Genomic DNA, 22,003 nt, shown 5'->3' with positions numbered 1-22,003 from the left:
TTAGCCTTGCCTCATGGCGAAGACTCCGCGGCTCCTGCCCGAGAATCCCCGGCTCTTCCGCGCCCGGGTCCTGCGGACCGAGCGCACCACGCCGTCGATGCACCGCGTCACCGTCACCGGTGACGACCTGCACGAGTTCCCGTTCCTGGGCTTCGACCACTGGTTCCGTCTGTTCACCGGGCGCCCGGACCAGGACGCGTTCCGGATGCCGGACCTGGACGGCAAGAAGTGGTGGCCGACGTTCCTGGCCATCCCCGAGGACGTCCGCCCGCACTGCGCGAACTACACCGTCGCCGCGTTCCGCCCGATGCCCGACGGCACCGCCGAGATGGACATCGACTTCGTCGTGCACACCGACGCCGACGGCGAGCCCGAAGGTCGAGCCGCCATCTGGGCGTGTGCGGCCCGACCGGGTGACCAGCTGGCGATGCTCGACCAGGGCTGCATCTTCGACTGCCCGGACGACACCAGCGAGGTCGTCATCGCGGCCGAGGAGACCGGCCTGCCCGGCGTGCTCGGCATCGCCGCGTCGCTGCCCCGGGACACCGTCGGCCGCATCATCCAGGAGGTCCCCACCGCCGGGGACGTCCGCGAGATCGACGCACCCAGCGGGGTGACCGTCACGTGGATCGTCCGCGACGAGGTCGACCACCACGCCGTGCCGGGTCGCGCCGCGCTCGCCGAGCTGCAGCGGCACGTCCCCGTCGACGACCGGGGCTACGCGTTCGTGGTCGGCGAGTCGACCTTGGCGACCGAGGGGCGCCGGCACCTGCACCGTGCGGGTCTGCCGAAGTCACGCATCACGTTCTCGGGCTTCTGGAAGCACGAAGCCAAGGAGTCCGTCTCCGCCTGAGCGGCGCTCGTTCCTTCCCCTGGCGCCTGCGATGCCTGGTGTTCCCGGGCGTACCGTCACGGAACTTCTCACCAGGTACGCCCGTTTCCGCCAGGTACGCCCGATCTCGGCAGGTGACCCACGCCCGAGACGCGACCGACCGACGGACGGGAGGCCCGGTGCCAGCTGGCACCGGGCCTCCCGTCCGTCGTGGGGTGGCGTCAGCCCTTGAGGCCGGAACCCGTCACGCCCTCCACGATCTGCCGCTGGAAGATCAGGTAGAGGATGATCAGCGGCAACGCCGCCAGGATCGCTCCGGCCTGGATGTCCGCGTAGCGCTGACCGAAGCTGCCCTGGACCGTGGCGAGCCCGACCGGGATCGTCATGAGGTCCGGGTTCGACAGCACGAACAGCGGCAGCAGCAGGTTGTTCCAGACACCGACGAACGTCAGGATCGTCACCGCGGCGATCACCGGACGCGACAGCGGCAGGATGACCGACCAGTAGATCTTCCAGATGTTGGCGCCGTCGATGCGTGCCGCTTCCTCCAGCTCCTTCGGGATCCCGTCGAAGAACTGCTTGAAGATGAACACCGCGATCACGGCCGGCACCTGCGGGAAGATGACCGACCAGTAGGTGTTCAGCAGGCCGACGGCGTTGAGCTCCTGGAAGATCGGGATGATCAGGACCTGCGTCGGGATCATGATCCCGAGGATGATGAGCAGGAACGCGATGTTCCGACCGCGGAACACCAGGCGGGACAACGCGAACGCCGCCATCGAGGCGAACATGACGGTCAGGACGGCCGTGACGACGCTCGTGATGGCGCTGGCGAGGTACCAGTTCCAGATGTCGCCGGCCTGGAACAGTGCCGCGTAGGAGTGCAGCGTCGGGTTCCAGTTCGACAGGATCGAGTTCGCGCCGAGGGCGGCGACGCCGTTGTCGGACAGCGACGTCTTCAGGGCGAACAGGCTGGGGATGAGCCAGATGATCGCGAAGACGATCAGGATGATGCCGGCGACCAGGTTGAAGCCCTTGCCGGAGACGCCGATCTTGGCGGCGTTCGCGGGCGCGGCGGCCGAGACGCCGGTGCGGAGCTTGGCGCGGCCGGTGGTGATGCTCTCGGTGGCGGTCATGTCAGGCCCCGATCTCTCGCTTGGCGGCAGCGCGCTCGACGAGCTGCCGGATGACCGCGATCGCGACGATCACGATGAACAGGAGCACCGACGCTGCCGAGGCGGCGCCGAGTCGGTTGTCGGTGAAGCCGACGCCCGTGATGAGCTGCAGCGAGACCTGGGTGGAGATGCCCGGTCCGCCGTTCGTCATCAGGTACACCTGGTCGAAGATCTTCAGGCTCGCGATGATCTGCAGCAGGATGACCAGCGTCGTGGTGCGGCCGAGCAGCGGCAGCGTGATCGACTTGATCTGCTGCCAGTTCGACGCACCGTCGACGGCGGCCGCTTCGTACAGTTCGCGCGGGATCTCCTGCAGGCCGGCCAGGTAGAGCACGAAGTTGAAGCCGAGGGTCCACCACACGGTGGCGATCGCGACACCGATCATCGCCGTGTTCGGGCTGGACAGCATGCCGGAGCCCGGGGTGAGGCCGATGGCCGACTGCATGCTGGCCCACAGGCCGGTCGCCGGCGTGAAGATGAACACCCAGATCAGCGAGATGGTCGCCGACGGCAGGATGAACGGCAGGAAGAACGCCAGTCGGAAGAACCACTGGCCGCGGTTCATCCGGTTCGTCAGGACGGCGAAGACGAACGCCAGGATGACGAGCGGCGGCGTCGTGTAGAGCGTGAACTGCAGGGTGTGCCAGAGCGACGACCAGAAGTCGGAGCGTCCGAGCATCTCCGCGTAGTTCGCGAACCCGGCGAAGCTGCCGAGGCCGGTGCGCACGGTCGAGGTGTTGAAGAAGCTCGAGACGATCATCCAGACCGTCGGGCCGAGCAGGAAGGCCACGTAGAACAGGCCGAACGGGGCGAGGAAGAGCCAACCGCTGCGGCCCTGGCCACGGGTGAGGCTCGTGCCGTAGGTGCGGCTCCGCCGCGGACGCGACGCGGTTGCGGCGTCCGTGGGCCGGTCGAGGACAGGTGCTGTGGTCACGTCATCGTGCCTTTCGCGCGGTGTTCACGGCGTTCACGTGCCGGGCAGGTGCATGCCCGGTGGTCGCGGGCCCGGTCACAGTGGGCTCGGGGTGTTCAGGTAGGTCGCGAGCTGCGACTTGATGGCACGGAGTGCCTGCGCGGGCGACGAGCTGCCCTGCTGCACGAGTGCCAGCTGGGCGCCGACGGTGCCCTCGAAGGTCGAGCCGGAGCCGCCGTACCAGGCGGGGTCGTCGAACACGGCGGTCTCGGCTGCGGCGGCGTAGTTCGACTGGGGCTTGAGCTCCTTGTAGGCGCTGCTGTCGAACGTCGGGATGTAGGCGGGCACGTGCCCGCCCTCGGCCCAGGTCAGGCTCTGCTCGAGCATCTGCTTGATGAAGAGCATGTGCTGCTTGCGCTGCTCCGGGGTGCGGTCCTTCTTCGGCAGCACGAACGTGTGCGAGTCCGCCTGCGTCGCGGGCTTGTCGTACAGCTGCGGGATCGGGGCCATGCCGAACTTCAGTCCCTTGATGGACTGCGCGGTGCTGATCTCCCACTCGCCCTGCATGAAGAAGCCGGCCTTGCCGTCGAACATCAGGGACTGCGCCGTGGCGTAGTCGAGCGCCTTGTTCATCCAGCCCTGCTTGACCCACTTCTGGGTGCGGCTGGTGACCTCGTTGTAGGCGTCCTCGTTGACCGTGAGCTTCGCGCCGCCGTCGCTGATGAAGGGGGTCGCGTCGTTGATCTGGTTGTACATCGTCCAGAAGAAGCGCCACGGGGTGGCGGTCTCCGGCACGACGTTGGCGACGTTGAGGGCCGTGCCGCCGGTGACCTTCGCGACCGCGGCGAGGGCGCTCTCGAACGTGTCCATGCCGGACAGGTCCTTGAGGTTGCCGTCGCTGTCGAGCAGGCCCGCCTTCTTGCACACGTCGACGTTGTAGAAGAGCACGAAGGGGTGCGTGTCGAGCGGGATGGCGATGTTGTTGCCGTCGGTCTTCTGTGCCGTCCACGCCTTCTGGTTGAAGTCGGCGGCGCTGAGGCCGACGCTCGCCAGGTCCTCGGACGTGATCGGGTCGAGCAGGTCGCCGTCCCACAGCGGCTTCGCCCGGGTCAGGTGGGCGACCGCGACGTCCGGCGGCTTGTTGCCGACGGTGGCCAGTGTCAGCTTCGAGTAGTAGGGGTTGCCCCACGCGAACGTGGTGGCCTGCAGCGAGCTCGATCCGCCGTGCTGCTTCGCGTAGCCGTCCTCCATCGCCTGCATGCGGAGGCCGTCACCACCGCCGAAGAGGTTCCAGAAGACGAGCGTCTCGGGGTTGAGTGCACTGCCGGCCAGGCCGGCTGCGATCGGGCTCGAGCACGCGGCGAGCGGCAGGACCGTCGCGGCCGCCGCTCCTGCGGCGAGGAAGCCGCGGCGCGAGAGGCGCGACGCGGGTGTTGCTGGGCGGTTCGGCATGGCATCACTCCATCGGGATGGGCCGGGCTCGGGAACAGGGTCGGTGCTCCCGCCGGAGCATCGCTGTTCCGGACACGGAGCAGTGGGTCGCTGTTCCGTGAGCGCTCACATTAGCCCTCGCGTTCGCTGTCCGCCACCCCTTTCGCGTCGGCGTGGAACCCGGTAGCGTTTCGGTCAGGTGAGCGCTCACTTTCGTGACGGTCCGCTTCGCTTCCCGAGCGCCGGACCGTGCCCGCCCACCGCATGACCCGCAGTACCCGCTCTCGCACGATCGAAGGAGATCCATGCCCCGCACACACCTCGTCCTCGACGCCGCGTTCACCGTGGGGCCGGTGCGACGTCGCCTGTTCGGCGGGTTCGTCGAGCACCTCGGCCGCCACGTCTACGACGGCATCCACGAGCCCGCGCACGAGACCGCCGACGAGCACGGCTTCCGCAAGGACGTCGTCGAGCTCGTCAAGGAACTCGGCGTCTCCGCCATCCGCTACCCCGGCGGCAACTTCGTCTCCGGCTACAAGTGGGAGGACGGCGTCGGCCCCGTCGAGCAGCGCCCGAAGCGCCTCGACCTGGCCTGGCACTCGACCGAGACGAACGAGGTCGGCCTGCACGAGTTCCAGCACTGGCTCGACCAGGTCGGCTCCGAGCTCATGCTCGCTGTCAACCTCGGCACGCGCGGCACCGCCGAGGCGATCGAACTCCTCGAGTACGCGAACATCAACGCCGGCACCGCACTGTCCGAGTACCGCAAGTCGAACGGCCGCCAGGAACCCTTCGCCATCAAGATGTGGTGCCTCGGCAACGAGATGGACGGCCCGTGGCAGCTCGGCCACAAGAACGCCGAGGACTACGGCAAGCTCGCCGCCATGACCGCGAAGGCGATGCGGCAGATCCAGCCCGACCTCGAGCTGGTCGCCTGCGGTTCCTCCGGAGCGTCGATGCCGACGTTCGGCGAGTGGGAGCGCACCGTCCTCGAGCACACCTACGACGACGTGGACTACATCTCCGCGCACGCCTACTACGAAGAGGGCGACGACCTGCCGTCGTTCCTCGCCTCGGGCGCCAACATGGACCACTTCATCAAGACGGTCACCACGGCCGCCGACCACGTGCAGGCGCAGAAGAAGTCCGACAAGCGCATCGACATCTCGTTCGACGAGTGGAACGTCTGGTCGATCACGAAGTGGAACGAGCAGCAGAAGACCTTCGGGCCGCAGGACTGGCCGGTCGCCCCGCGCCTGCTCGAGGACGTCTACACCGTCGCCGACGCCGTCGTCGTGGGTGGGCTGCTCATCTCGCTGCTCCGGCACGCGGACCGCGTCGCCTCGGCCTCGCTCGCGCAGCTCGTCAACGTGATCGGCCCGATCATGACCGAGCCCGGCGGCCCGGCCTGGCGCCAGACGACGTTCTTCCCGTTCTCGCTGACGTCGCGCCTGGCGAACGGCACGTCGCTGCAGGTCAAGGCCTCGGGCGACACCGTCGACGGCGGCAAGTACGGCGAGGTGCCGGTCGTGGACTCGGCCGCCACCGTGACCGAGGACGGCAAGGCAGCGGTCTTCCTGATCAACCGCCACTCGTCCGAGTCGACCACCGTCACGATCGACCTCGCGGGCCTGGCGGCCTCGGGTGACGTCCGTGCCGAGGGCATCTGGGACGACGACATCCACGCCGTGAACGACCTGTCGTCCACGGAGCGCGTCGGGCTCCGCACGAACGAGACGGTCAGCCGCGACGGCGACACCATCACGATCGAGCTGCCGCCCGTGTCCTGGACCGCCGTGTCGATCGGCTGAGACGCCTCGGCCTGCGCTGCGGCGGGCGTCGAGTGAGCACAGAGGACGTCGGGCGCTCGCGCCCGACGTCCTCTGCTCGTTCCCGCGCGGGGCGGGGCGGCGCGGGGCGGGGCAGGTCGCGTGTCCCGTGTCGGTCCGGTCCGGTCCGCGAAAGCGACAGTCTCCCGGCATGCTGCGGCGTCCGGACCGCGAAAGCGACAGTTCTCCGCGAATGGTTGGCGGCACAGTGTCGCTTTCGCGGGTGCGCCCCGAGCTGCGGACGGGAGGCCCGTGGCGGGCCCGCACCGTGCCTCCCGTCCGCCTGTTGGTCGCGAAGGCGACAGATGTGCGGCCGGCTGCGCGGTCCTGTCCGCGAGAGCGACAGTTCTCCGCGGAAGGTCGGCGGCACAGTGTCGCTTTCGCGAACCAGGGCCGCGAACCGGGCCAGCGGGGCGTGTCGCGCCGCGGCCGGCGGGCGGGCCGCGTCAGCGCGCGGGCGGGGGCGCGGTGCTCGACCGCTCCACCAGGCGCACGGGCACCAGGTCGGGGGCGGAGGACACGGACTCGCCGTCGATCTGGGCGAGCAGGTTCGCGACCGCTCGGCGACCGACCTCGTCGAACGACTGGTGCACGGTGGTGAGCGGCGGCCAGAAGGAGTCGGACTCGGGGGAGTCGTCGAACCCCACCACGCTGAGCGACGACGGCACGGACCGCCCGGACTCGTGTGCGGCGCGGAGCACCCCGAGGGCGGTCTGGTCGTTCGCGGCGAACACCGCGGTGATGTCCGGGCGTGCGGCGATCTCGAGCCCCGCCGAGTAGCCGTGCTCGGTCGTCCAGCCGCCGTGGAACACCGGCGGGACGACCCGTCCGGCGCGCGACAGGGTGTCCTGCCAGGCTGCCAACCGGCGTGCGGCGGAGTACGACGAGGTCGGTCCGGCGACGTGCCAGACCGTCTCGTGGCCCAGGTCGAGCAGGTGCTGTGTTGCCTGGCGGGCACCGTCGGTCTGGTCGGTGTCGATCGCCGGGTGCTCCGTGCTGCCGGTGGAGTCGACGATGACCATCGGCACGCCGTCGGGCAGGACGACCTCGGCCGTGTCGATGATGTGCGACTCGATGATGATCACGACGCCGTCGACGGCCTGCTCGTGCAGGCGGGAGAACGCGGAGCGGACGCCTTCCTCGGTGCGCGAGGCCATCGGCAGCAGTGTGATCGTGAAGTCGGCGGCACCGGCGGCGTCGGCGATCGCCTCGAGCGTGCGCATGTTGCCGAAGGACGCGAGCGTGAACATGATCACGCCGATGGTGCGGAAGCGCCCTGATCGCAGGGCACGGGCTGCGCGGTTCGGGCGGTAGCCGAGGGCGTCCATCGCGCGCTGGACCCGGTCGCGGGTGTCCGGGCTCACGTTGTCGAACCCCCGGGCGACACGCGAGACCGTCTGCATGGAGACCCCGGCTGCGTCGGCGACGGCGGCCATCGAGGGCGAGCGGCGGGTGCCGGCGGGGGACTCGGTCGTCATCGGCTCGCTCCTTCCGTTGCGGGTTCGCGCAGTCTGCCTCCCCGGACGGTAGTGCATGTTGACGTTGCCATGCTATCGTCCTGACGTTCGATGTTGACGTCATCATCGGTGTTCACCCCGGACCTCTGATCCGTCCGGGGCTGCGACGTCGACATCGACCACCCGAACGCAGCAGACGAAGGAGTCACATGAGCACGCTCGCAGCGCGGCCCGGCGAAGCAGCCGCAGCGCAGCCGGCAGCACCCCGCCCGGCCGGTCGTCGGACCAAGGCGCGCGGACGCTGGACCGGCTGGCTCTTCGTCGGCCCCTTCGTGGTCGTCCTCGTCGCCATGCTCATCGTCCCGATCGGCTACGCCCTCTGGCTCAGCCTGTTCCGCGACCAGCTCATCGGCGGCAACCAGTTCGTCTGGTTCGCCAACTACGTGCAGCTCTTCCAGGACGCCAAGTTCTGGTCCGGCTTCGGCCGCGTCGCGATCTTCCTGGTCGTCCAGGTGCCGATCATGCTCGGGCTCGCACTCGTCGCCGCCCTCGCGCTCGACAGCGCCCGACTCTGGGGCACGTCGTTCTTCCGCATCGCGGTCTTCCTGCCCTACGCCGTCCCCGGTGTCGTCGCGGCCCTGATCTGGGGCTTCATCTACGGCAACCAGTTCGGTCTCACCGGCGCCGCGAACGATGCCCTCGGCATCGACCTGCTGCAGCCCTTCAGCCCCACCTGGGTCCTGACGAGCATCGGCAACGTGGTCACGTGGGAGTTCCTCGGCTACAACATGCTGATCTTCTACGCCGCACTCCGCACGGTGCCCGGTGAGCTGTACGAGGCCGCCGAGCTCGACGGCGCGGGCCCCCTGCGCACGGTGTTCTCGATCAAGCTCCCGGCGCTCCGCGGCCCGATGGTCATCGCCACGATCTTCTCGATCATCGGCAGCTTCCAGCTCTTCAACGAGCCGAACCTGCTCAAGACGCTCGCGCCGAACGTCATCGGCAGCGCCTTCACCCCGAACATGTACGCCTACTCGCTGTCCTTCAGCGGTCAGCAGTTCAACTACTCCGCCACGGTCGCGATCGTGATGGGCGTGATCACCGCGGTGATCGCCTACGTCGTCCAGGTCCGCGGCACCCGCGAGGAGAACCGATGAGCACCATCCAGCACCCGGCCGGGCCCGCAGCGGCCACGGTGACCGAGGCGACCACGACGCAACGTGCGCCGCGCACCCGCTCGATCCGCGCCTCCAGGAAGGCCGAGGAGCACGTGGACGGACGCAAGCCGAAGCGTTCCGGCCTGCTGACCGCGGTCATGGTCGTCTTCGTCGTGTACTCGTTCGCGCCGCTGTTCTACCTGCTCGTGAACAGCACGAAGACGCAGGCGTCGCTGCTGTCGACCTTCGGCCTCTGGTTCGGCGGGGACTTCAACCTCTGGCAGAACATCGTCGACACCGTCACGTACAACGACGGCATCTTCCTGCAGTGGTTCGGCAACACGCTGCTCTACGTGGTCGTCGGTGCGGGTGGCGCCACGCTGCTCGCGACCGTCGCCGGCTACGGCATGGCGAAGTTCCAGTTCCCCGGACGCCGCGCGGTGTTCGCCATCGTGCTCGGTGCCATCGCGGTCCCCGGCACGGCGCTGGCGGTCCCGACCTTCCTGCTCTTCTCACAGGTCGGCCTGACCAACACCCCGTGGTCGATCATCCTGCCGTCGCTCATCAGCCCGTTCGGCATGTACCTGATCTGGACCTACGCGGTCGACGCGATCCCCGCCGAGCTCCTCGAAGCCGCCCGCATGGACGGCGCCGGCGAGTTCCGGATCTTCTTCACGATCGCGCTCCGCCTGCTCGCTCCCGGTGTCGTCACCGTCCTGCTCTTCGCGGTCGTCGCCACCTGGAACAACTACTTCCTGCCGCTCATCATGCTGAGCGACCCGAAGTGGTACCCCCTGACGGTCGGCCTGAACCAGTGGAACGCCCAGGCCACCGGGTCCGGCGCGCAGCCGATCTACAACCTCGTCGTCACCGGATCGCTCCTCACGATCATCCCGATCGTGGTCGCGTTCCTCTTCCTCCAGCGCTTCTGGCAGTCCGGCCTCGCGGCCGGGTCGGTCAAGGCCTGACACAGCAAGCTCCACCCCCTCTCCACGAAGAAGTGAAAGGCACCCCCATGAACAAGCGTCTCCGGCGCGGGCTCAGCGCCCTCGCCATCGGCGTCACCGCCGCGATCGCCCTCGCTGCCTGCGCGTCCGGCGGCTCGTCCTCCGGCGGTTCGTCCGACGACATCGACAAGGCCCTGAAGGACGGTGGCACCCTGACCTACTGGTCCTGGACCCCCTCTGCCAAGGCCCAGGTCGCCGCGTTCGAGAAGCAGTACCCCAAGGTGAAGGTCAAGCTCGTCAACGCCGGCACCGGCGCCGACCAGTACACGAAGCTGCAGAACACCGTGAAGGCCGGCTCCGGCGCCCCCGACGTCGCCCAGGTCGAGTACTTCGCGCTGCCGCAGTTCGCCCTGTCCGACTCGCTCCTCGACCTGTCCGGCTACGGCTTCGACTCGCTCGAGGACAAGTTCGCGAAGAGCACCTGGAGCTCGGTCTCGATCGACGGCAAGGTCTACGGCCTGCCGCAGGACTCCGGCCCCATGGCGCTGTTCTACAACAAGACGGTCTTCGACAAGCACGACATCGCCGTGCCGAAGACGTGGGACGAGTACGTCACCGCCGCGAAGAAGCTGCACAAGGCCGACCCGAACGCGTACATCGCGGCCGACTCCGGCGACGCCGGCTTCACCACGAGCATGATCGCCCAGGCCGGTGGCACCCCGTTCACCACCGACGGCGACAAGGTCACGATCAACCTGCAGGACGCGGGCACCAAGAAGTGGACGAGCACCTGGAACGAGCTCGTCGAGCAGGGCCTGCTGTCGAAGACGGTCGGCTGGACCGACGACTGGTACAAGCAGCTCGGCAACGGTGAGATCGCCACGATGATCACCGGCGCCTGGATGCCCGGCAACCTGGAATCCGGCGTCGCCCAGGCCTCGGGTGACTGGCGCGTCGCCCCGATGCCGACCTACGACGGCGGCACCGCCCAGACCGCGAACAACGGCGGCAGCGCCGAGGTCGTCATGAAGCAGTCGAAGAACCCGGCCCTCGCCGCGGGCTTCCTCAAGTGGCTGAACTCGTCGAAGGCGTCGACCGACGTCTTCATGAAGTCCGGTGGGTTCCCCTCGACCACCGCCGACCTCGACTCGTCGGCCTTCCTCGACGAGAAGCCGGAGTACTTCGGCGGCCAGCAGATCAACAAGGTGCTCGTCGACGCGTCGAAGTCCTCGGACAACGACTTCACCTACCTGCCGTACCAGGTGTACGCGAACAGCGTCTACGCCGACACCGTCGGTCAGGCGTACGAGAACGGCACCTCGCTCGACGCCGGCCTCGAGGCCTGGCAGAAGGCCCTCGCCAAGTACGGCAAGGACCAGGGCTTCACGGTCTCGACCAAGTAGGCACCGCACCCTCGGCGGGGCCGTGCGGACACGTCCGCACGGCCCCGCTCCACGCCCGGCTCCGGCCGGCCATGAGAAAGTCACACCATGCGATTCGCCATCGGCGACACCGACTTCCTGCTCGACGGCGAGCCGCACCGGGTCCTGTCCGGCGCGATCCACTACTTCCGCGTGCACCCCGACCTGTGGGCCGACCGCATCCGCAAGGCGAAGCTGATGGGGCTCAACACCATCGAGACCTACGTCGCCTGGAACGCGCACGCCCCGGCGCCCGACGTCTTCGACCTGACCGGCGGGCTCGACCTGGGCCGGTTCCTCGACCTGGTCGCCGCCGAGGGCATGCACGCCATCGTCCGTCCCGGCCCCTACATCTGCGCGGAGTGGACCAACGGCGGTCTGCCGTACTGGCTCTTCGCCGACGGCACCGTCGGCGTCCGACGCGACGAGCCGGGGTTCCTCGCAGCGGTTTCCTCGTACCTGCACGCGTTGGCGCCGGTGCTGGTCCCGCGGCAGATCGACAACGGCGGACCCATCGTCCTGGTGCAGGTCGAGAACGAGTACGGCGCCTACGGTTCCGACCCCGTCTACCTGTCGAAGCTCGAGCAGATGCACCGGGCGATCGGGCTCACCGTCCCCTTCACGAGCGTCGACCAGCCGATGGGCACGATGCTCGAGGACGGCTCGCTGCCGTCGCTGCACAAGACCGGCTCGTTCGGCTCGCGGTCCGTCGCCCGCCTCGAGCGCCTGCGGCAGGCCCAGCCCACCGGCCCCCTGATGTGCTCCGAGTTCTGGGACGGCTGGTTCGACAGCTGGGGCGAGCACCACCACACCACGCCGGCTGCTGCCTCGGCAACGGACCTGGACGACCTGCTCGCCGCCGGCGGCTCGGTCAACATCTACATGTTCCACGGCGGCACGAACTTCGGCTTCACGAACGGCGCGAACGACAAGGGCGTCTACCGTCCGATCGCGACGTCCTACGACTACGACGCCCCGCTCGACGAGGCCGGTCGGCCCACCCCGAAGTTCCACGCCTTCCGCGCGGTCATCGAGCGCTACGCGCCCGTGCCGCCGCTGCCGGCATCGATGGAGCCGGGTGGATCGGGTCGGCTCGCGTCCGATGCTGCGGACGGAGCCGACCGGGAGGCCCGGGTCGTCCCCGCCACGGACCTCGCCGTCCGCCTGGACCGCGTCGCGTCGCTCCGCTCCCTGCTGCCCACGCTCACGACGTGGTCGGCGCACGACGAGCCGCCGACGTTCGACGCCCTCGGTGCGGCCAGCGGCTTCGTCCTGTACCGCGCCGAGGTCGACCTGCCGTCCGGCGGCGTGCTGACCGTCGGCACCGAGGTCCGCGACCGCGCGATCGTGTCCGTCGACGGTGTGGTCGTGGGCGTCCTGGAGCGCGAGCACCACGACCGTGCGATCGTCCTGCCGCCGGTGACCGGCACGCTCGAACTGCTCGTCGAGGACCAGGGGCGGGTCGACTACGGCATCCGCATCGGCGAGCCGAAGGGCCTGATCGGCGGGGTCGCCGTCGACGGGGTCCCGCTCTCGCGCTGGACCGCGTCGCCGTTGGCGCTCGACCCGATCGCCCCGTCCGCACTCGAGGCGCTGTCCGCCGTGGAACCGGCCGACGGCGAGGTGCTCGCCGGACCGACGTTCGCCACCGGGTCGTTCGACCTCGACGCGGTGGACGACCGCTACCTGTCGCTCGACGGCTTCCGCAAGGGTGTCGCCTGGGTCAACGGGTTCTGCCTCGGCCGGTACTGGTCGCGCGGCCCGCAGCAGACCCTGGCGATCCCCGGCCCGGTCCTGCGCTCAGGCCGGAACGACCTCGTCGTCCTCGAGCTGCACGCATCGGCGTCCCGCACGGCGCACCTGCTCCTCGAGCCGGCGTTGGGCCACACCGAGGCGTAGCCGCGCGTACCTGGTCGAATCGGGCGTCCCTGGTCGGAAGTTTCGACCAGGGACGCCCGATTCTGCTTTCCACCGCGGGCGTCATGGGAAGGATCAGTCGCGGTCGAGGGCGTCCAGGTCGGCGAGGGCACGCTCGGCGTCGGCGATCCGATCGGCCTCGGGCCGCGTCCACCACTCCGGGCCCCGTTCACCGAGGCCGTGCTTCGCCAGGCCGTTCCGGTGCCGCGCCGCAGCCAGTGCTCCGTCGTCGTCCGCACGCTTGGCCTGCTTGACGGCGTTCCGCCCGCGGCCGAGGTGGCTCCGGAGCGCCGCCGCGATGTCCTCGGGCAGCGCGGGGTCGGTGCGGCGCCAGCGTCGGCCGTCCACGACGAAGAGGTGGTCGTCGGGCTCGGCGGTCATGGTCCGAGTCTGCACCGTCGGTGGTGTCGGGTAGACAGGAGCCGATGAGCAACGACCGCGTCCGCCCGATGCTCGACGTCCGACGCATCTACGCCGAGGCGGCCGCCCTCGAACTGCAGCGCGGGCAGGAGATCCTCGGGTGCTGGCCGGACGCCGAGATCGTCCCGGTCGAGTCGCACTGGAACATCCCCGAGGTGCACGGCGACGAACGGAACGTCCAGCGCTGGGTGCGGATCAAGACCGAGGCGCTCGTGCTCGGCGTGAAGAAGTCGCTGGTCACCCGGCCGAACGGTCGCTCCGCCGACTTCATCGCGCCGTCGACCGCGAACGGCTGCGCCATGGCGTGCGCGTACTGCTACGTGCCGCGGCGCAAGGGCTACAGCAACCCGGTGACGGTGTTCGCGAACATCGACCAGATCACGAAGCACGTCGCACGGAACATCGCGAAGCAGGGACCGAAGACCGAACCGAACCAGTGCGACCCGGAGTCCTGGGTCTACGACATCGGCGAGAACAGCGACTGCTCGGTCGACGCGATGCTCAGCGACAACGTGTGGGACCTGTGCGACCTGTTCCGGATGACCCCGACGGCCAAGGCCTCGTTCGCGACGAAGTACGTCAACCGCGACCTGCTCGACTGGGACCCGATGGGCCGGACCCGCATCCGCTTCTCGCTCATGCCGCACGAGACCGCGAAGGTCACCGACATCCGCACGAGCCCGATCGCCGAGCGCATCGCCGCGGTGAACGACTTCGTCGACGCCGGGTACGAGGTCCACCTCAACTTCTCGCCGGTCATCGTCACCCCGACCTGGGAAGCCGACTGGGCCGAACTGCTGCGGCAGGTCGACGACGTGCTGTCCCCGGCCGCCAAGGCGCAGCTCGCGGCGGAAGTGATCTTCCTCACGCACAACCAACCCCTGCACGAGGTCAACCTCGGCTGGCACCCGAAGGCCGAGGACCTGCTGTGGCGCCCCGACCTGCAGGAGCAGAAGGTGTCGCAGAACGGCGCAGTGAACGTCCGCTACCGGTCCGGCATGAAGGGACAGCTCGTCGAGCGCTTCCGCGAACTCGTCGCCGAGCACCTGCCGTCCTGCCGCATCCGGTACGCCTTCTGAACGCACCGACGGCCCGACGTCAGCAGACGTCGAGCCGTCGGTGCGTTCACGAGCTGGTGCTCACGCGTCGTCGACGGCGTCCTTCGCCTTCTCCGTCTGCATGCGCGCCTCGCCCATGTGCTGGTCCTTCTTGCCCTGGGCGTGCAGCTCCTGGTCGTCGGTGTGCTCGCCGACCTTCTCCTCGACCTTGCCGACGATCTTCTGCGTGGCGTCCTTGGCCTTGTCTCCGAGCGACATGGTGATTCCTTCCGGTGGGGCATCACCGGCGGTCCCGGCGGTGTGGCACCGACAGTACGGACGCACCTGTACCCCGTTCACTGCGGCGGGACAGGCGCGTCGCTGATCACGGGATGAGGCGGTCGGCCCGGTACCGGGCGAACAGGTCGGCGAACGCGCGTTCGGTGCGTCGGAACGCCGTGAACCCGGCGTCGCGGCTCTTCCCCATGTCGGTGACGACCTCCATCGCGCGACCGAGGTCGGCGTCGGTGTGCCACCACGAGGCGAGCCGGGTGATGTCCGCCTCTGCCAGACCGTGTCGTTCGGCGATGCCGGCCCACTCGGACTCGTAGGGCGCCATCTGCTGCTCGAGCGGTCGCGGCTCGTCCTCGTAGCCGACCACGCGCGCCGGGTCGACGCCGAGGTGTGCAGCGAGCCGCGGCCACATCCAGCGCCACCGGAAGACGTCGCCGTTCACGATGTTGAAGGCCCCGTCGGCACCCTCGGGTGCGGTCGCTGCCCAGACCATCTGCTCGGCGAGGATCCCGGCCTCGGTCATGTCGGTCAGGCCGTTCCACTGCGCCTCGCTGCCCGGGAACACGAAGTCCAGGTCGAGCTCCTTCGCCAGCGTGGCCTGCACCGCGATGGTCAGGCCCATGTTCATCGCGTTGCCGACGGCGTGCCCGATCACGGTGTGCGAGCGGTGCACCGACCACGTGAAGCCCTGGCGCTCGGCGGCGGCGAACAGCTCGTCCTCCTGCGCGTAGTAGAAGTTCGGGGTGTCGAGTCGGGGCTCTTCCTCGTGGAAGGGCGTGTCCGGCATCTCGCCCGCGGCGTAGGCCTCGAACGGGCCGAGGTAGTGCTTCAGGCCGGTGACGAGGGCGACGTGCTCGAGCGGAGCGTGTGACAACGCGGCCAGCAGGTCGCGGACCATACCGCCGTTCACGCGGATGTTCTCCGCTTCGGTCTCCTGGCGCTGCCACGCGGTGAAGAACACGTGGGTCGGCTGCTCGTCGGCGAGCGCGGTCGCCAGGCTCTCGGGGTCGCGCAGGTCCGCTGCGACGGTCCGGACGCCCTGCTCGGCGAGCGGCCGGCGGGACAACGCGGTCACGTCCCAGTCGAGGTCGAGCAGGTGGCTCACCAGGGCGGAGCCGGTGATGCCGCTCGCTCCCACGACGAGGGCTCGGGGCTGGGCGGAGGTCGGTGCGGTCGATCCGGTTGCAGTCATCTCCGTGCCCAACCGACGATGGACGACAGGTGTTCCCTCACCGCGGGCGACGGATGCGGATCGGGCCCTTCGCCGTCGAGGGGTCGACGACGGAGCCGCCCTGGGTGATCTCGACCTCGCCGCGGGCCGTCATCCGTCGAGCCGCTCGACGGGCGGGTTCCATCAGCGGCCGCCAGTCATCGGGCTCGAGCGAACGCGCGACCTCGGACGGGCAGATGCTCGAGGTCCGGGCCCGCGCGGCGAGGAGCTCGTCGATGCGCTGTTCGAGGGCCCGGTCGGTGGCGTCGACTCCGTGCTTCCGGCACGCTGCGGAGCAGTACCGCGCCTCCGGGGCTGCGGACGCGGGCATCGTCCGACCGCACGACGCGCACGTGCGCTCGGCGTGCTCCGCCTCGTTCGCCGCAGCGTCCGCTTCCGTTCTGATCGCGCGTCCCATGCCGTCATCTTCGTCCTGCTGCTCCTGTCCGTTCTCAGCACGAGCGCACCGGGCGCGGGTCCGGCTGGCAGCATCGGAGCGGTGACCTCCGACACCGTCCCCGTCCGTCAGCCCGAGCCTGCCTGGATCGAGCACGTCATGTGGTGGCACGTCTACCCGCTCGGGTTCGTCGGGGCGGACGTCCGACCCGGGTCTGCTGTCGAGGAACGCGCCGTCGAGCACCGCCTCGGCCGCATCGAGCCCTGGCTCGACCACGTCGTGGACCTCGGCCTGAACGGCCTGGTGCTCGGACCGGTGTTCGCGAGCTCGACGCACGGCTACGACACGGTGGACCACTTCCGCATCGACCCCCGGCTCGGCGACGACGCCGACTTCGACCACCTGGTCACCGCCGCGCGGGAGCGGGGGATCCGGGTCCTGCTCGACGGCGTCTTCAACCACGTCGGCCGCGAGCACCCGGCGTTCCGGGCGCTCGAGGAGCAGGGTCCGGACGCAGCGACCGCTGACCTCTTCGCGCTCGACTGGTCGGGGTGGACCCCGGGGCAGCCGGTGCCCGTCGGGTTGTTCGAGGGGCACGACATCCTCGTTGCGCTCGACCACGACAGCGCAGCGACCGAGGACCTCGTCGTCCAGGTGATGACGCACTGGCTGGAGCGGGGGATCGACGGCTGGCGCCTCGATGCTGCGTACGCGGTGCCGCCGGCGTTCTGGGCCAGGGTGTTGCCGCGGGTGCGGGAGCGGTTCCCGGACGCGTGGTTCAGCGGCGAGGTGATCCACGGCGACGCGGCGGCGATCGCCCGGGAGTCGTCCATGGACTCGTTGACGCAGTACGAGTTGTGGCAGGGGATCTGGCACGGCATCGCGGACGGCAACGGCCACGAGTTGGCGCACGCGATCGAGCGGCACGACGCCCTGCTCGAGACCTTCGCCCCGACGACCTTCATCGGCAACCACGACGTGACCCGCATCGCGAGCGCCGTTGGGGAGCCGTTCGCCGGCCACGCCGCCGCTGTGCTGTTCACCGTCGCCGGCACGCCGATCGTCTACGCGGGCGACGAGTACGGCTGGACCGGGGTGAAGGAGGAACGCGAGGGCGGCGACGACGCCGTCCGACCGGAGTTCCCGCCCACACCACCCGCACCGGGCGCGCTGACGCACGCGTACGAGGCGCTCATCGCCCTGCGCCGCCGCAACCCGTGGCTGCACCGGGCGCACACCGACGTCGTCCACCTGACGAACACCGCGGTCGTCCTGCGCACCGCGACGTCGGACGCTGCCGTGGTGACCGCCCTGAACCTGTCGGCCGACCCCGTCGAGGTTCCCGCAGCCGACGCGACGCAGGTGGAGGCGGGCGGTGCCGATCTCGGGGACGGGACCATGCGCCTCCCGGCCCGGGGGTGGACGGTCCTGTCCCGCTGACGCACGAAAGCGACAGAAGTGCGCGGATGTTCCGCAGCACTCTGTCGCTTTCGCGGGGGTGACCCCGGACCGACGCCCTACTTGCGCGCGGCGGCCGCCCGACGCTTGTTGAACACGTCGAACGCGACGGCGGCGAGCAGGACCAGGCCCTTGATCAGGGACTGGTACTCGGTGCCGACGCCGAGGATCGACATGCCGTTGTTGAGCAGGCCGATGATGAGGCCACCGACGATGGCGCCCGGGACCGTGCCGATGCCGCCCGTGACCGCCGCGCCACCGATGAACACCGCGGCGATGGCGTCGAGCTCGAAGCCGTTGCCCGCACCGGGGGCCGCCAGGTTGAGCTGACCGGTGAAGACCACGCCGGCCAGGGCCGAGATGACACCCATGTTGACGAAGAGCATGAACGTGACGCGCTTGGTCTTCACGCCGGACAGCTGCGCGGCCAGGGCGTTGCCGCCGATGGCGTAGACGTGGCGGCCGAACACCGCGCTCCGCATGATGACCGAGTAGATCACCACGAGGGCACCGAGGATGACGAGCACGATCGGGGTGCCGTTGTAGCTCGCGAGCAGCAGGGCCACGTAGACGACCAGCACCACGCCGAAGACGAGCTTCACGATGAACCAGGCGAACGGTTCGCTCTCGAGCTGGTACTTGCGGCGGGTGGCGCGGCCGCGGAACGCGGTGACGGCCATGACGGCTGCGGCGGCGAAGCCGAGGATCATCGTGAGCGGCTCGTAGCCGGTGGTGCCGAACGACGGCAGGAAGCCGGACCCGAGGGCACGGAACCCGTCCGGGAACGGCGAGATCTGCTGGTTGTGCAGCACGATCTGCGCCGCACCGCGGAAGGCGAGCATGCCGGCCAGGGTGACGATGAACGCCGGGATCCCGAAGTAGGCGATCCAGAACCCCTGCCAGGCGCCGACGAGCGCACCGACGACCAGGCAGAGCACGACGGCGATCGGCCACGGGATGTGCCACTGCGTGATCATCACGCCGGCCATCGCGCCGGTGAAGGCGACGACCGACCCGACCGACAGGTCGATGTGCCCGGCGATGATGACCATCACCATGCCGATGGCGAGGATGAGGATGTAGCTGTTCTGGACGATCAGGTTCGAGACGTTGATCGGGGCCAGGGTGATGCCGTTGGTCGTCACCTGGAAGAAGACGACGATGACGATCAGCGCGATGAACAGGCCGATCTGTCGGAGCTGCCCGGTGAGGTAGCCGGCGGCGGACTTAAGCGCGTTCATTGACAGGGGTCTCCCGTTCCTGGGTCATGTACTGCATGAGGACCTCTGGGGTGGCCTCGGAGCGGGGCACATCAGCGGTGATGGTGCCCTCGGAGAGCGTGTAGATGCGGTCGCAGATGCCGAGGAGCTCCGGGAGCTCCGAGGAGATCACGATGACCCCCTTGCCCTGGTCCGCGAGGCTGTTGATGATCGTGTAGATCTCGTACTTCGCACCGACGTCGATGCCGCGGGTCGGCTCGTCGAGGATGAGCACGTCGGGATCGGTGTACATCCACTTCGACAGGACGACCTTCTGCTGGTTGCCGCCGGAGAGCTTGCCCGTGACGACGTCGACGTTCGGTGCCTTGATGTTGAGGTTCTTCAGGAACTGCCCGGCGACCGTGGTCTCCTCGGACGCGTTGACGAAGCCCCAGTTCGCGAGCTTCCCGAGCGCCGACCCGGAGATGTTCCGCTTGATGTCGTCGATCAGGTTCAGGCCGTACCGCTTGCGGTCCTCGGTGACGTACGCGATGCCGTGGTCGATCGCCTGTGACACCGTGTGGGTCTTGATCGGCTCGCCGCGCTTGTAGACGGTCCCGCTGATGCCGGATCCGTACGACCTGCCGAACACGCTCATCGCGAGTTCGGTCCGCCCGGCGCCCATCAGTCCGGCGATGCCGACGATCTCGCCGGCGCGCACGTTCAGGTTGACCTGGTGGATGATCTCGCGCGACCCGTCGAGCGGGTGGTGGACCGTCCAGTCCTCGATCCGCAGCAGCTCCTCGCCGATCCGGGGATCGTGCTCGGGGTACCGGTTCGACAGGTCGCGGCCGACCATGCCGCGGATGATGCGGTCCTCGGACACGTCGTCGGCGTGCATGTCGAGCGTCTCGATGGTCTTGCCGTCGCGGATGATCGTGACCTTGTCGGCGATCGCCTTGATCTCGTTGAGCTTGTGGCTGATGATGATCGCCGTCATGCCCTCGGCCTGCAACGAGCGGATGAGCTCGAGCAGGTGCGCGGAGTCGTCGTCGTTCAGGGCGGCGGTGGGCTCGTCGAGGATGAGGAGCTTGACCTTCTTCGACAGTGCCTTCGCGATCTCGACGAGCTGCTGCTTTCCGACACCGATGTCCACGATCTTCGTGACCGGGTTGTCCTTGAGGCCGACGCGCTGCAGGAGCTCGGCGGCGGCCAGGTTCGTCTTGTTCCAGTCGATGAAGCCGCCCTTGGACCGCTCGTTGCCGAGGAAGATGTTCTCGGCGATCGACAGGAACGGGCTCAGCGCGAGCTCCTGGTGGATGATGACGACGCCAGAGGCCTCGGAGTCGTTGATGTCCGCGAACGAGACCGGTGCGCCGTCGAGCAGGATCTGCCCCTCGAAGGAGCCGTGCGGGTAGACGCCCGACAACACCTTCATCAGGGTCGACTTGCCGGCGCCGTTCTCGCCGCAGATGGCGTGGACCTGGCCACGCTCGACCTCGATCGAGACGCCCTGCAGGGCCTTCACGCCGGGGAACGTCTTGGTGATGTCACGCATCTCGAGGATCGTGTCCGTCACGTCGACCGCCTTCCGTGGTGCGCGCCGTGGCGCGCGGATGGGGCGGACGGGAGGCACGGGGCGGGGTCGACCCGTGCCTCCTGTCCGACAGGTGGGTTGCGACTACTTCAGGTCGGCTTCGGTGTAGTAGCCCGAGTCGACGAGGACTTCCTTGTAGTTGTCCTTCGTGACGACCGTCGGCTGGAAGAGGAAGGTCGGGACGACCTTGACCTTGTTGTCGTAGCTCTTCGTGTCGTTGACCTCGGGCTTCTTGCCGGTGAGCAGGTCCTCGGCCATGGTGACCGACTGCTTGGCGAGCTTGCGCGTGTCCTTGTAGATGGTCGAGTACTGCTGACCGGCGATGATCGACTTGACCGACGCCGCCTCGGCGTCCTGGCCCGTGACGGTCGGCAGCGGGCGGTCGCTGGTGCCGTAGCCGGCACCCTGCAGCGCCGAAATGATGCCGATCGAGATGCCGTCGTACGGCGAGAGCACGCCGTCGAGCGTGGTGCCGCCCGAGTAGGACTTCGCGACCAGGTTCTGCATGCGGGCCTTGGCGGTCGCCGGGTCCCACTGCTGCGTGGCGGCCTGCGAGAGCTGGTCCTGACCCGACTGGATCTTCAGCGTGCCGTCCTCGAGGTACGGCTTGAGGGTCTTCATGGCGCCGTTGAAGAAGAAGCTGGCGTTGTTGTCGTCGAGCGAGCCGGCGAAGACCTCGATGTTGAACGGGCCCTTCTCGCCGGTCTTCTCGCCCTTGTCGTCGAGGACGCCGAGGCCGGTGAGCAGGCTCGTCGCCTGGTCGACGCCGACCTTCTCGTTGTCGAACGACACGTAGTAGTCGACGTTCTTGTTGCCCGTCAGCAGGCGGTCGTAGGAGATCACCTTGATGCCGGCCTTGGCGGCGGCGTCGAGCTGGTCGGAGAGGGCTCCGCCGTCGATCGACGCGATGATGAGGACCTTCGCGCCCTTCGTGATCATGTTGCTGACCTGCTGGGCCTGCTGCTGGACCTTGTTGTCGCCGTACTCGAGGTCGACCTTGTAGCCGGCCTTCTCGAGGTCGCTCTTGACGGCGTCGCCGTCCTTGATCCAGCGTTCCGACACCTTGGTCGGCATGGCGACGCCGACCAGGGCGCCCTTGTTGTCGGTGCTGCCGCCGCCGTCGGTGGACGCACGGCCACCGGCCGAGCAGCCGGCGAGTGCGATCGCGATGCCGAGGGCTGCAACGCCCGCGATGATCCTGCGCTTCGTCATCGAAGTACCTCTGTTCCTCTCGCGTCGTCCTCGACGCGCTCAGGTGCCGGGGCTGCTGTGCCCCGAGGGATGTGCTCGTGTGAGCGCTCACATCTTGTGG

General features: G+C 68.8%; 19 protein-coding genes. 8 read left to right on the top strand and 11 right to left on the bottom strand.

Going from position 1 to position 22,003, the window contains the following annotated elements; genetic code table 11:
• The first annotated feature begins 13 nt into the window (after positions 1-13).
• A complete protein-coding gene (locus tag ACGH48_RS14730; RefSeq protein ID WP_123314122.1) occupies positions 14-853 on the top strand; it encodes a siderophore-interacting protein in 840 nt (279 codons plus the stop codon).
• Positions 854-1,053: 200 nt separating this feature from the next.
• Here the strand turns inward: ACGH48_RS14730 and ACGH48_RS14725 are convergent, their stop codons facing one another.
• From ACGH48_RS14725 to ACGH48_RS14715, 3 genes are all read right to left on the bottom strand, one after another.
• Positions 1,054-1,968: a carbohydrate ABC transporter permease gene (locus tag ACGH48_RS14725; RefSeq protein ID WP_123314121.1), complete on the bottom strand. Its 915-nt coding sequence runs from the start codon at positions 1,966-1,968 to the stop codon at positions 1,054-1,056.
• Position 1,969: 1 nt separating this feature from the next.
• Complete coding sequence (locus ACGH48_RS14720; RefSeq protein WP_222658344.1) at positions 1,970-2,941, bottom strand: carbohydrate ABC transporter permease; 972 nt, start codon at positions 2,939-2,941, stop codon at positions 1,970-1,972.
• A 75-nt stretch (positions 2,942-3,016) separates the two neighbouring features.
• A complete protein-coding gene (locus ACGH48_RS14715) occupies positions 3,017-4,372 on the bottom strand; it encodes an extracellular solute-binding protein (protein WP_396289104.1) in 1,356 nt (451 codons plus the stop codon).
• Between the two features lie 284 nt (positions 4,373-4,656).
• Between ACGH48_RS14715 and ACGH48_RS14710 the strand changes: the two genes are divergently transcribed.
• Positions 4,657-6,162 carry an alpha-N-arabinofuranosidase gene (locus ACGH48_RS14710; RefSeq protein WP_396289103.1) on the top strand — a complete coding sequence of 502 codons (1,506 nt, stop codon included), beginning with the start codon at positions 4,657-4,659 and terminating at the stop codon, positions 6,160-6,162.
• A 464-nt stretch (positions 6,163-6,626) separates the two neighbouring features.
• Here the strand turns inward: ACGH48_RS14710 and ACGH48_RS14705 are convergent, their stop codons facing one another.
• Positions 6,627-7,658: a LacI family DNA-binding transcriptional regulator gene (locus ACGH48_RS14705; RefSeq protein ID WP_340195803.1), complete on the bottom strand. Its 1,032-nt coding sequence runs from the start codon at positions 7,656-7,658 to the stop codon at positions 6,627-6,629.
• A 188-nt stretch (positions 7,659-7,846) separates the two neighbouring features.
• On the opposite strand from ACGH48_RS14705, the gene ACGH48_RS14700 reads away from it, so the two are divergent.
• The 4 genes from ACGH48_RS14700 to ACGH48_RS14685 all read left to right on the top strand — a co-directional run bounded on the left by ACGH48_RS14700 (position 7,847) and on the right by ACGH48_RS14685 (position 13,061).
• Positions 7,847-8,794 (top strand): carbohydrate ABC transporter permease, encoded by a 948-nt coding sequence (locus ACGH48_RS14700; RefSeq protein WP_123314116.1) that lies wholly within the window; start codon positions 7,847-7,849, stop codon positions 8,792-8,794.
• The gene (locus ACGH48_RS14695; protein ID WP_221180584.1) at positions 8,791-9,762 is read left to right on the top strand and encodes a carbohydrate ABC transporter permease; all 972 of its coding nucleotides are present in this window, start codon (positions 8,791-8,793) and stop codon (positions 9,760-9,762) included. Before ACGH48_RS14700 ends, ACGH48_RS14695 begins: the two co-directional genes overlap by 4 nt.
• A 47-nt stretch (positions 9,763-9,809) precedes the next feature.
• Positions 9,810-11,144, top strand: a complete 1,335-nt coding sequence (locus tag ACGH48_RS14690; protein ID WP_340195802.1) for a sugar ABC transporter substrate-binding protein — start codon at positions 9,810-9,812, stop codon at positions 11,142-11,144.
• 87 nt (positions 11,145-11,231) lie between these two features.
• Positions 11,232-13,061 carry a beta-galactosidase family protein gene (locus tag ACGH48_RS14685; protein ID WP_396289101.1) on the top strand — a complete coding sequence of 610 codons (1,830 nt, stop codon included), beginning with the start codon at positions 11,232-11,234 and terminating at the stop codon, positions 13,059-13,061.
• A 93-nt stretch (positions 13,062-13,154) separates the two neighbouring features.
• Here the strand turns inward: ACGH48_RS14685 and ACGH48_RS14680 are convergent, their stop codons facing one another.
• Positions 13,155-13,460 (bottom strand): biopolymer transporter Tol, encoded by a 306-nt coding sequence (locus ACGH48_RS14680; RefSeq protein ID WP_396289100.1) that lies wholly within the window; start codon positions 13,458-13,460, stop codon positions 13,155-13,157.
• Between the two features lie 44 nt (positions 13,461-13,504).
• Between ACGH48_RS14680 and ACGH48_RS14675 the strand changes: the two genes are divergently transcribed.
• Positions 13,505-14,578 (top strand): spore photoproduct lyase family protein, encoded by a 1,074-nt coding sequence (locus ACGH48_RS14675; RefSeq protein ID WP_396289099.1) that lies wholly within the window; start codon positions 13,505-13,507, stop codon positions 14,576-14,578.
• A 60-nt stretch (positions 14,579-14,638) separates the two neighbouring features.
• Here the strand turns inward: ACGH48_RS14675 and ACGH48_RS14670 are convergent, their stop codons facing one another.
• The 3 genes from ACGH48_RS14670 to ACGH48_RS14660 form a co-directional block, all read right to left on the bottom strand.
• A complete protein-coding gene (locus ACGH48_RS14670) occupies positions 14,639-14,815 on the bottom strand; it encodes a CsbD family protein (RefSeq protein WP_123314111.1) in 177 nt (58 codons plus the stop codon).
• 106 nt (positions 14,816-14,921) lie between these two features.
• Positions 14,922-16,022, bottom strand: coding sequence for an SDR family oxidoreductase (locus ACGH48_RS14665; RefSeq protein ID WP_396289098.1), 1,101 nt, complete (start codon positions 16,020-16,022; stop codon positions 14,922-14,924).
• 37 nt (positions 16,023-16,059) lie between these two features.
• The gene (locus tag ACGH48_RS14660; RefSeq protein ID WP_123314109.1) at positions 16,060-16,458 is read right to left on the bottom strand and encodes a DUF3253 domain-containing protein; all 399 of its coding nucleotides are present in this window, start codon (positions 16,456-16,458) and stop codon (positions 16,060-16,062) included.
• An 81-nt stretch (positions 16,459-16,539) separates the two neighbouring features.
• Here ACGH48_RS14660 and ACGH48_RS14655 point away from each other — a divergent pair, with 81 nt between their 5' ends.
• Positions 16,540-17,877 (top strand): alpha-amylase family glycosyl hydrolase, encoded by a 1,338-nt coding sequence (locus ACGH48_RS14655; RefSeq protein ID WP_396289097.1) that lies wholly within the window; start codon positions 16,540-16,542, stop codon positions 17,875-17,877.
• A gap of 77 nt (positions 17,878-17,954) precedes the next feature.
• Here ACGH48_RS14655 and mmsB read toward each other — a convergent pair whose 3' ends face one another.
• From mmsB to chvE, 3 genes are all read right to left on the bottom strand, one after another.
• Positions 17,955-19,136, bottom strand: a complete 1,182-nt coding sequence (gene mmsB, locus ACGH48_RS14650) for a multiple monosaccharide ABC transporter permease (RefSeq protein ID WP_111086259.1) — start codon at positions 19,134-19,136, stop codon at positions 17,955-17,957.
• Positions 19,123-20,673 carry a multiple monosaccharide ABC transporter ATP-binding protein gene (gene mmsA, locus ACGH48_RS14645; protein WP_123314108.1) on the bottom strand — a complete coding sequence of 517 codons (1,551 nt, stop codon included), beginning with the start codon at positions 20,671-20,673 and terminating at the stop codon, positions 19,123-19,125. The genes mmsB and mmsA overlap by 14 nt, the downstream gene beginning before the upstream one ends.
• Positions 20,674-20,775: 102 nt before the next feature.
• Positions 20,776-21,903 carry a multiple monosaccharide ABC transporter substrate-binding protein gene (chvE, locus tag ACGH48_RS14640; RefSeq protein ID WP_123314107.1) on the bottom strand — a complete coding sequence of 376 codons (1,128 nt, stop codon included), beginning with the start codon at positions 21,901-21,903 and terminating at the stop codon, positions 20,776-20,778.
• Positions 21,904-22,003: the final 100 nt, after the last annotated feature.

The sequence above is a fragment of the Curtobacterium pomorum genome, from assembly GCF_044497295.1.
Taxonomy (GTDB): Bacteria; Actinomycetota; Actinomycetes; order Actinomycetales; family Microbacteriaceae; genus Curtobacterium.
This window is presented reverse-complemented; position numbering and strand designations above follow the sequence as displayed.

Coding starts and splice junctions, on each gene's coding strand:
- chvE (WP_123314107.1), bottom strand. CDS start 21,903: ATGACGAAGCGCAGGATCATCGCGGGCGTTGCAGCCCTCGGCATCGCG.
- ACGH48_RS14665 (WP_396289098.1), bottom strand. CDS start 16,022: ATGACTGCAACCGGATCGACCGCACCGACCTCCGCCCAGCCCCGAGCC.
- ACGH48_RS14685 (WP_396289101.1), top strand. CDS start 11,232: ATGCGATTCGCCATCGGCGACACCGACTTCCTGCTCGACGGCGAGCCG.
- ACGH48_RS14690 (WP_340195802.1), top strand. CDS start 9,810: ATGAACAAGCGTCTCCGGCGCGGGCTCAGCGCCCTCGCCATCGGCGTC.
- ACGH48_RS14695 (WP_221180584.1), top strand. CDS start 8,791: ATGAGCACCATCCAGCACCCGGCCGGGCCCGCAGCGGCCACGGTGACC.
- ACGH48_RS14705 (WP_340195803.1), bottom strand. CDS start 7,658: ATGACGACCGAGTCCCCCGCCGGCACCCGCCGCTCGCCCTCGATGGCC.
- ACGH48_RS14730 (WP_123314122.1), top strand. CDS start 14: ATGGCGAAGACTCCGCGGCTCCTGCCCGAGAATCCCCGGCTCTTCCGC.
- mmsB (WP_111086259.1), bottom strand. CDS start 19,136: ATGAACGCGCTTAAGTCCGCCGCCGGCTACCTCACCGGGCAGCTCCGA.
- ACGH48_RS14700 (WP_123314116.1), top strand. CDS start 7,847: ATGAGCACGCTCGCAGCGCGGCCCGGCGAAGCAGCCGCAGCGCAGCCG.
- ACGH48_RS14660 (WP_123314109.1), bottom strand. CDS start 16,458: ATGGGACGCGCGATCAGAACGGAAGCGGACGCTGCGGCGAACGAGGCG.
- ACGH48_RS14725 (WP_123314121.1), bottom strand. CDS start 1,968: ATGACCGCCACCGAGAGCATCACCACCGGCCGCGCCAAGCTCCGCACC.
- ACGH48_RS14680 (WP_396289100.1), bottom strand. CDS start 13,460: ATGACCGCCGAGCCCGACGACCACCTCTTCGTCGTGGACGGCCGACGC.
- ACGH48_RS14710 (WP_396289103.1), top strand. CDS start 4,657: ATGCCCCGCACACACCTCGTCCTCGACGCCGCGTTCACCGTGGGGCCG.
- ACGH48_RS14715 (WP_396289104.1), bottom strand. CDS start 4,372: ATGCCGAACCGCCCAGCAACACCCGCGTCGCGCCTCTCGCGCCGCGGC.
- ACGH48_RS14675 (WP_396289099.1), top strand. CDS start 13,505: ATGAGCAACGACCGCGTCCGCCCGATGCTCGACGTCCGACGCATCTAC.
- ACGH48_RS14670 (WP_123314111.1), bottom strand. CDS start 14,815: ATGTCGCTCGGAGACAAGGCCAAGGACGCCACGCAGAAGATCGTCGGC.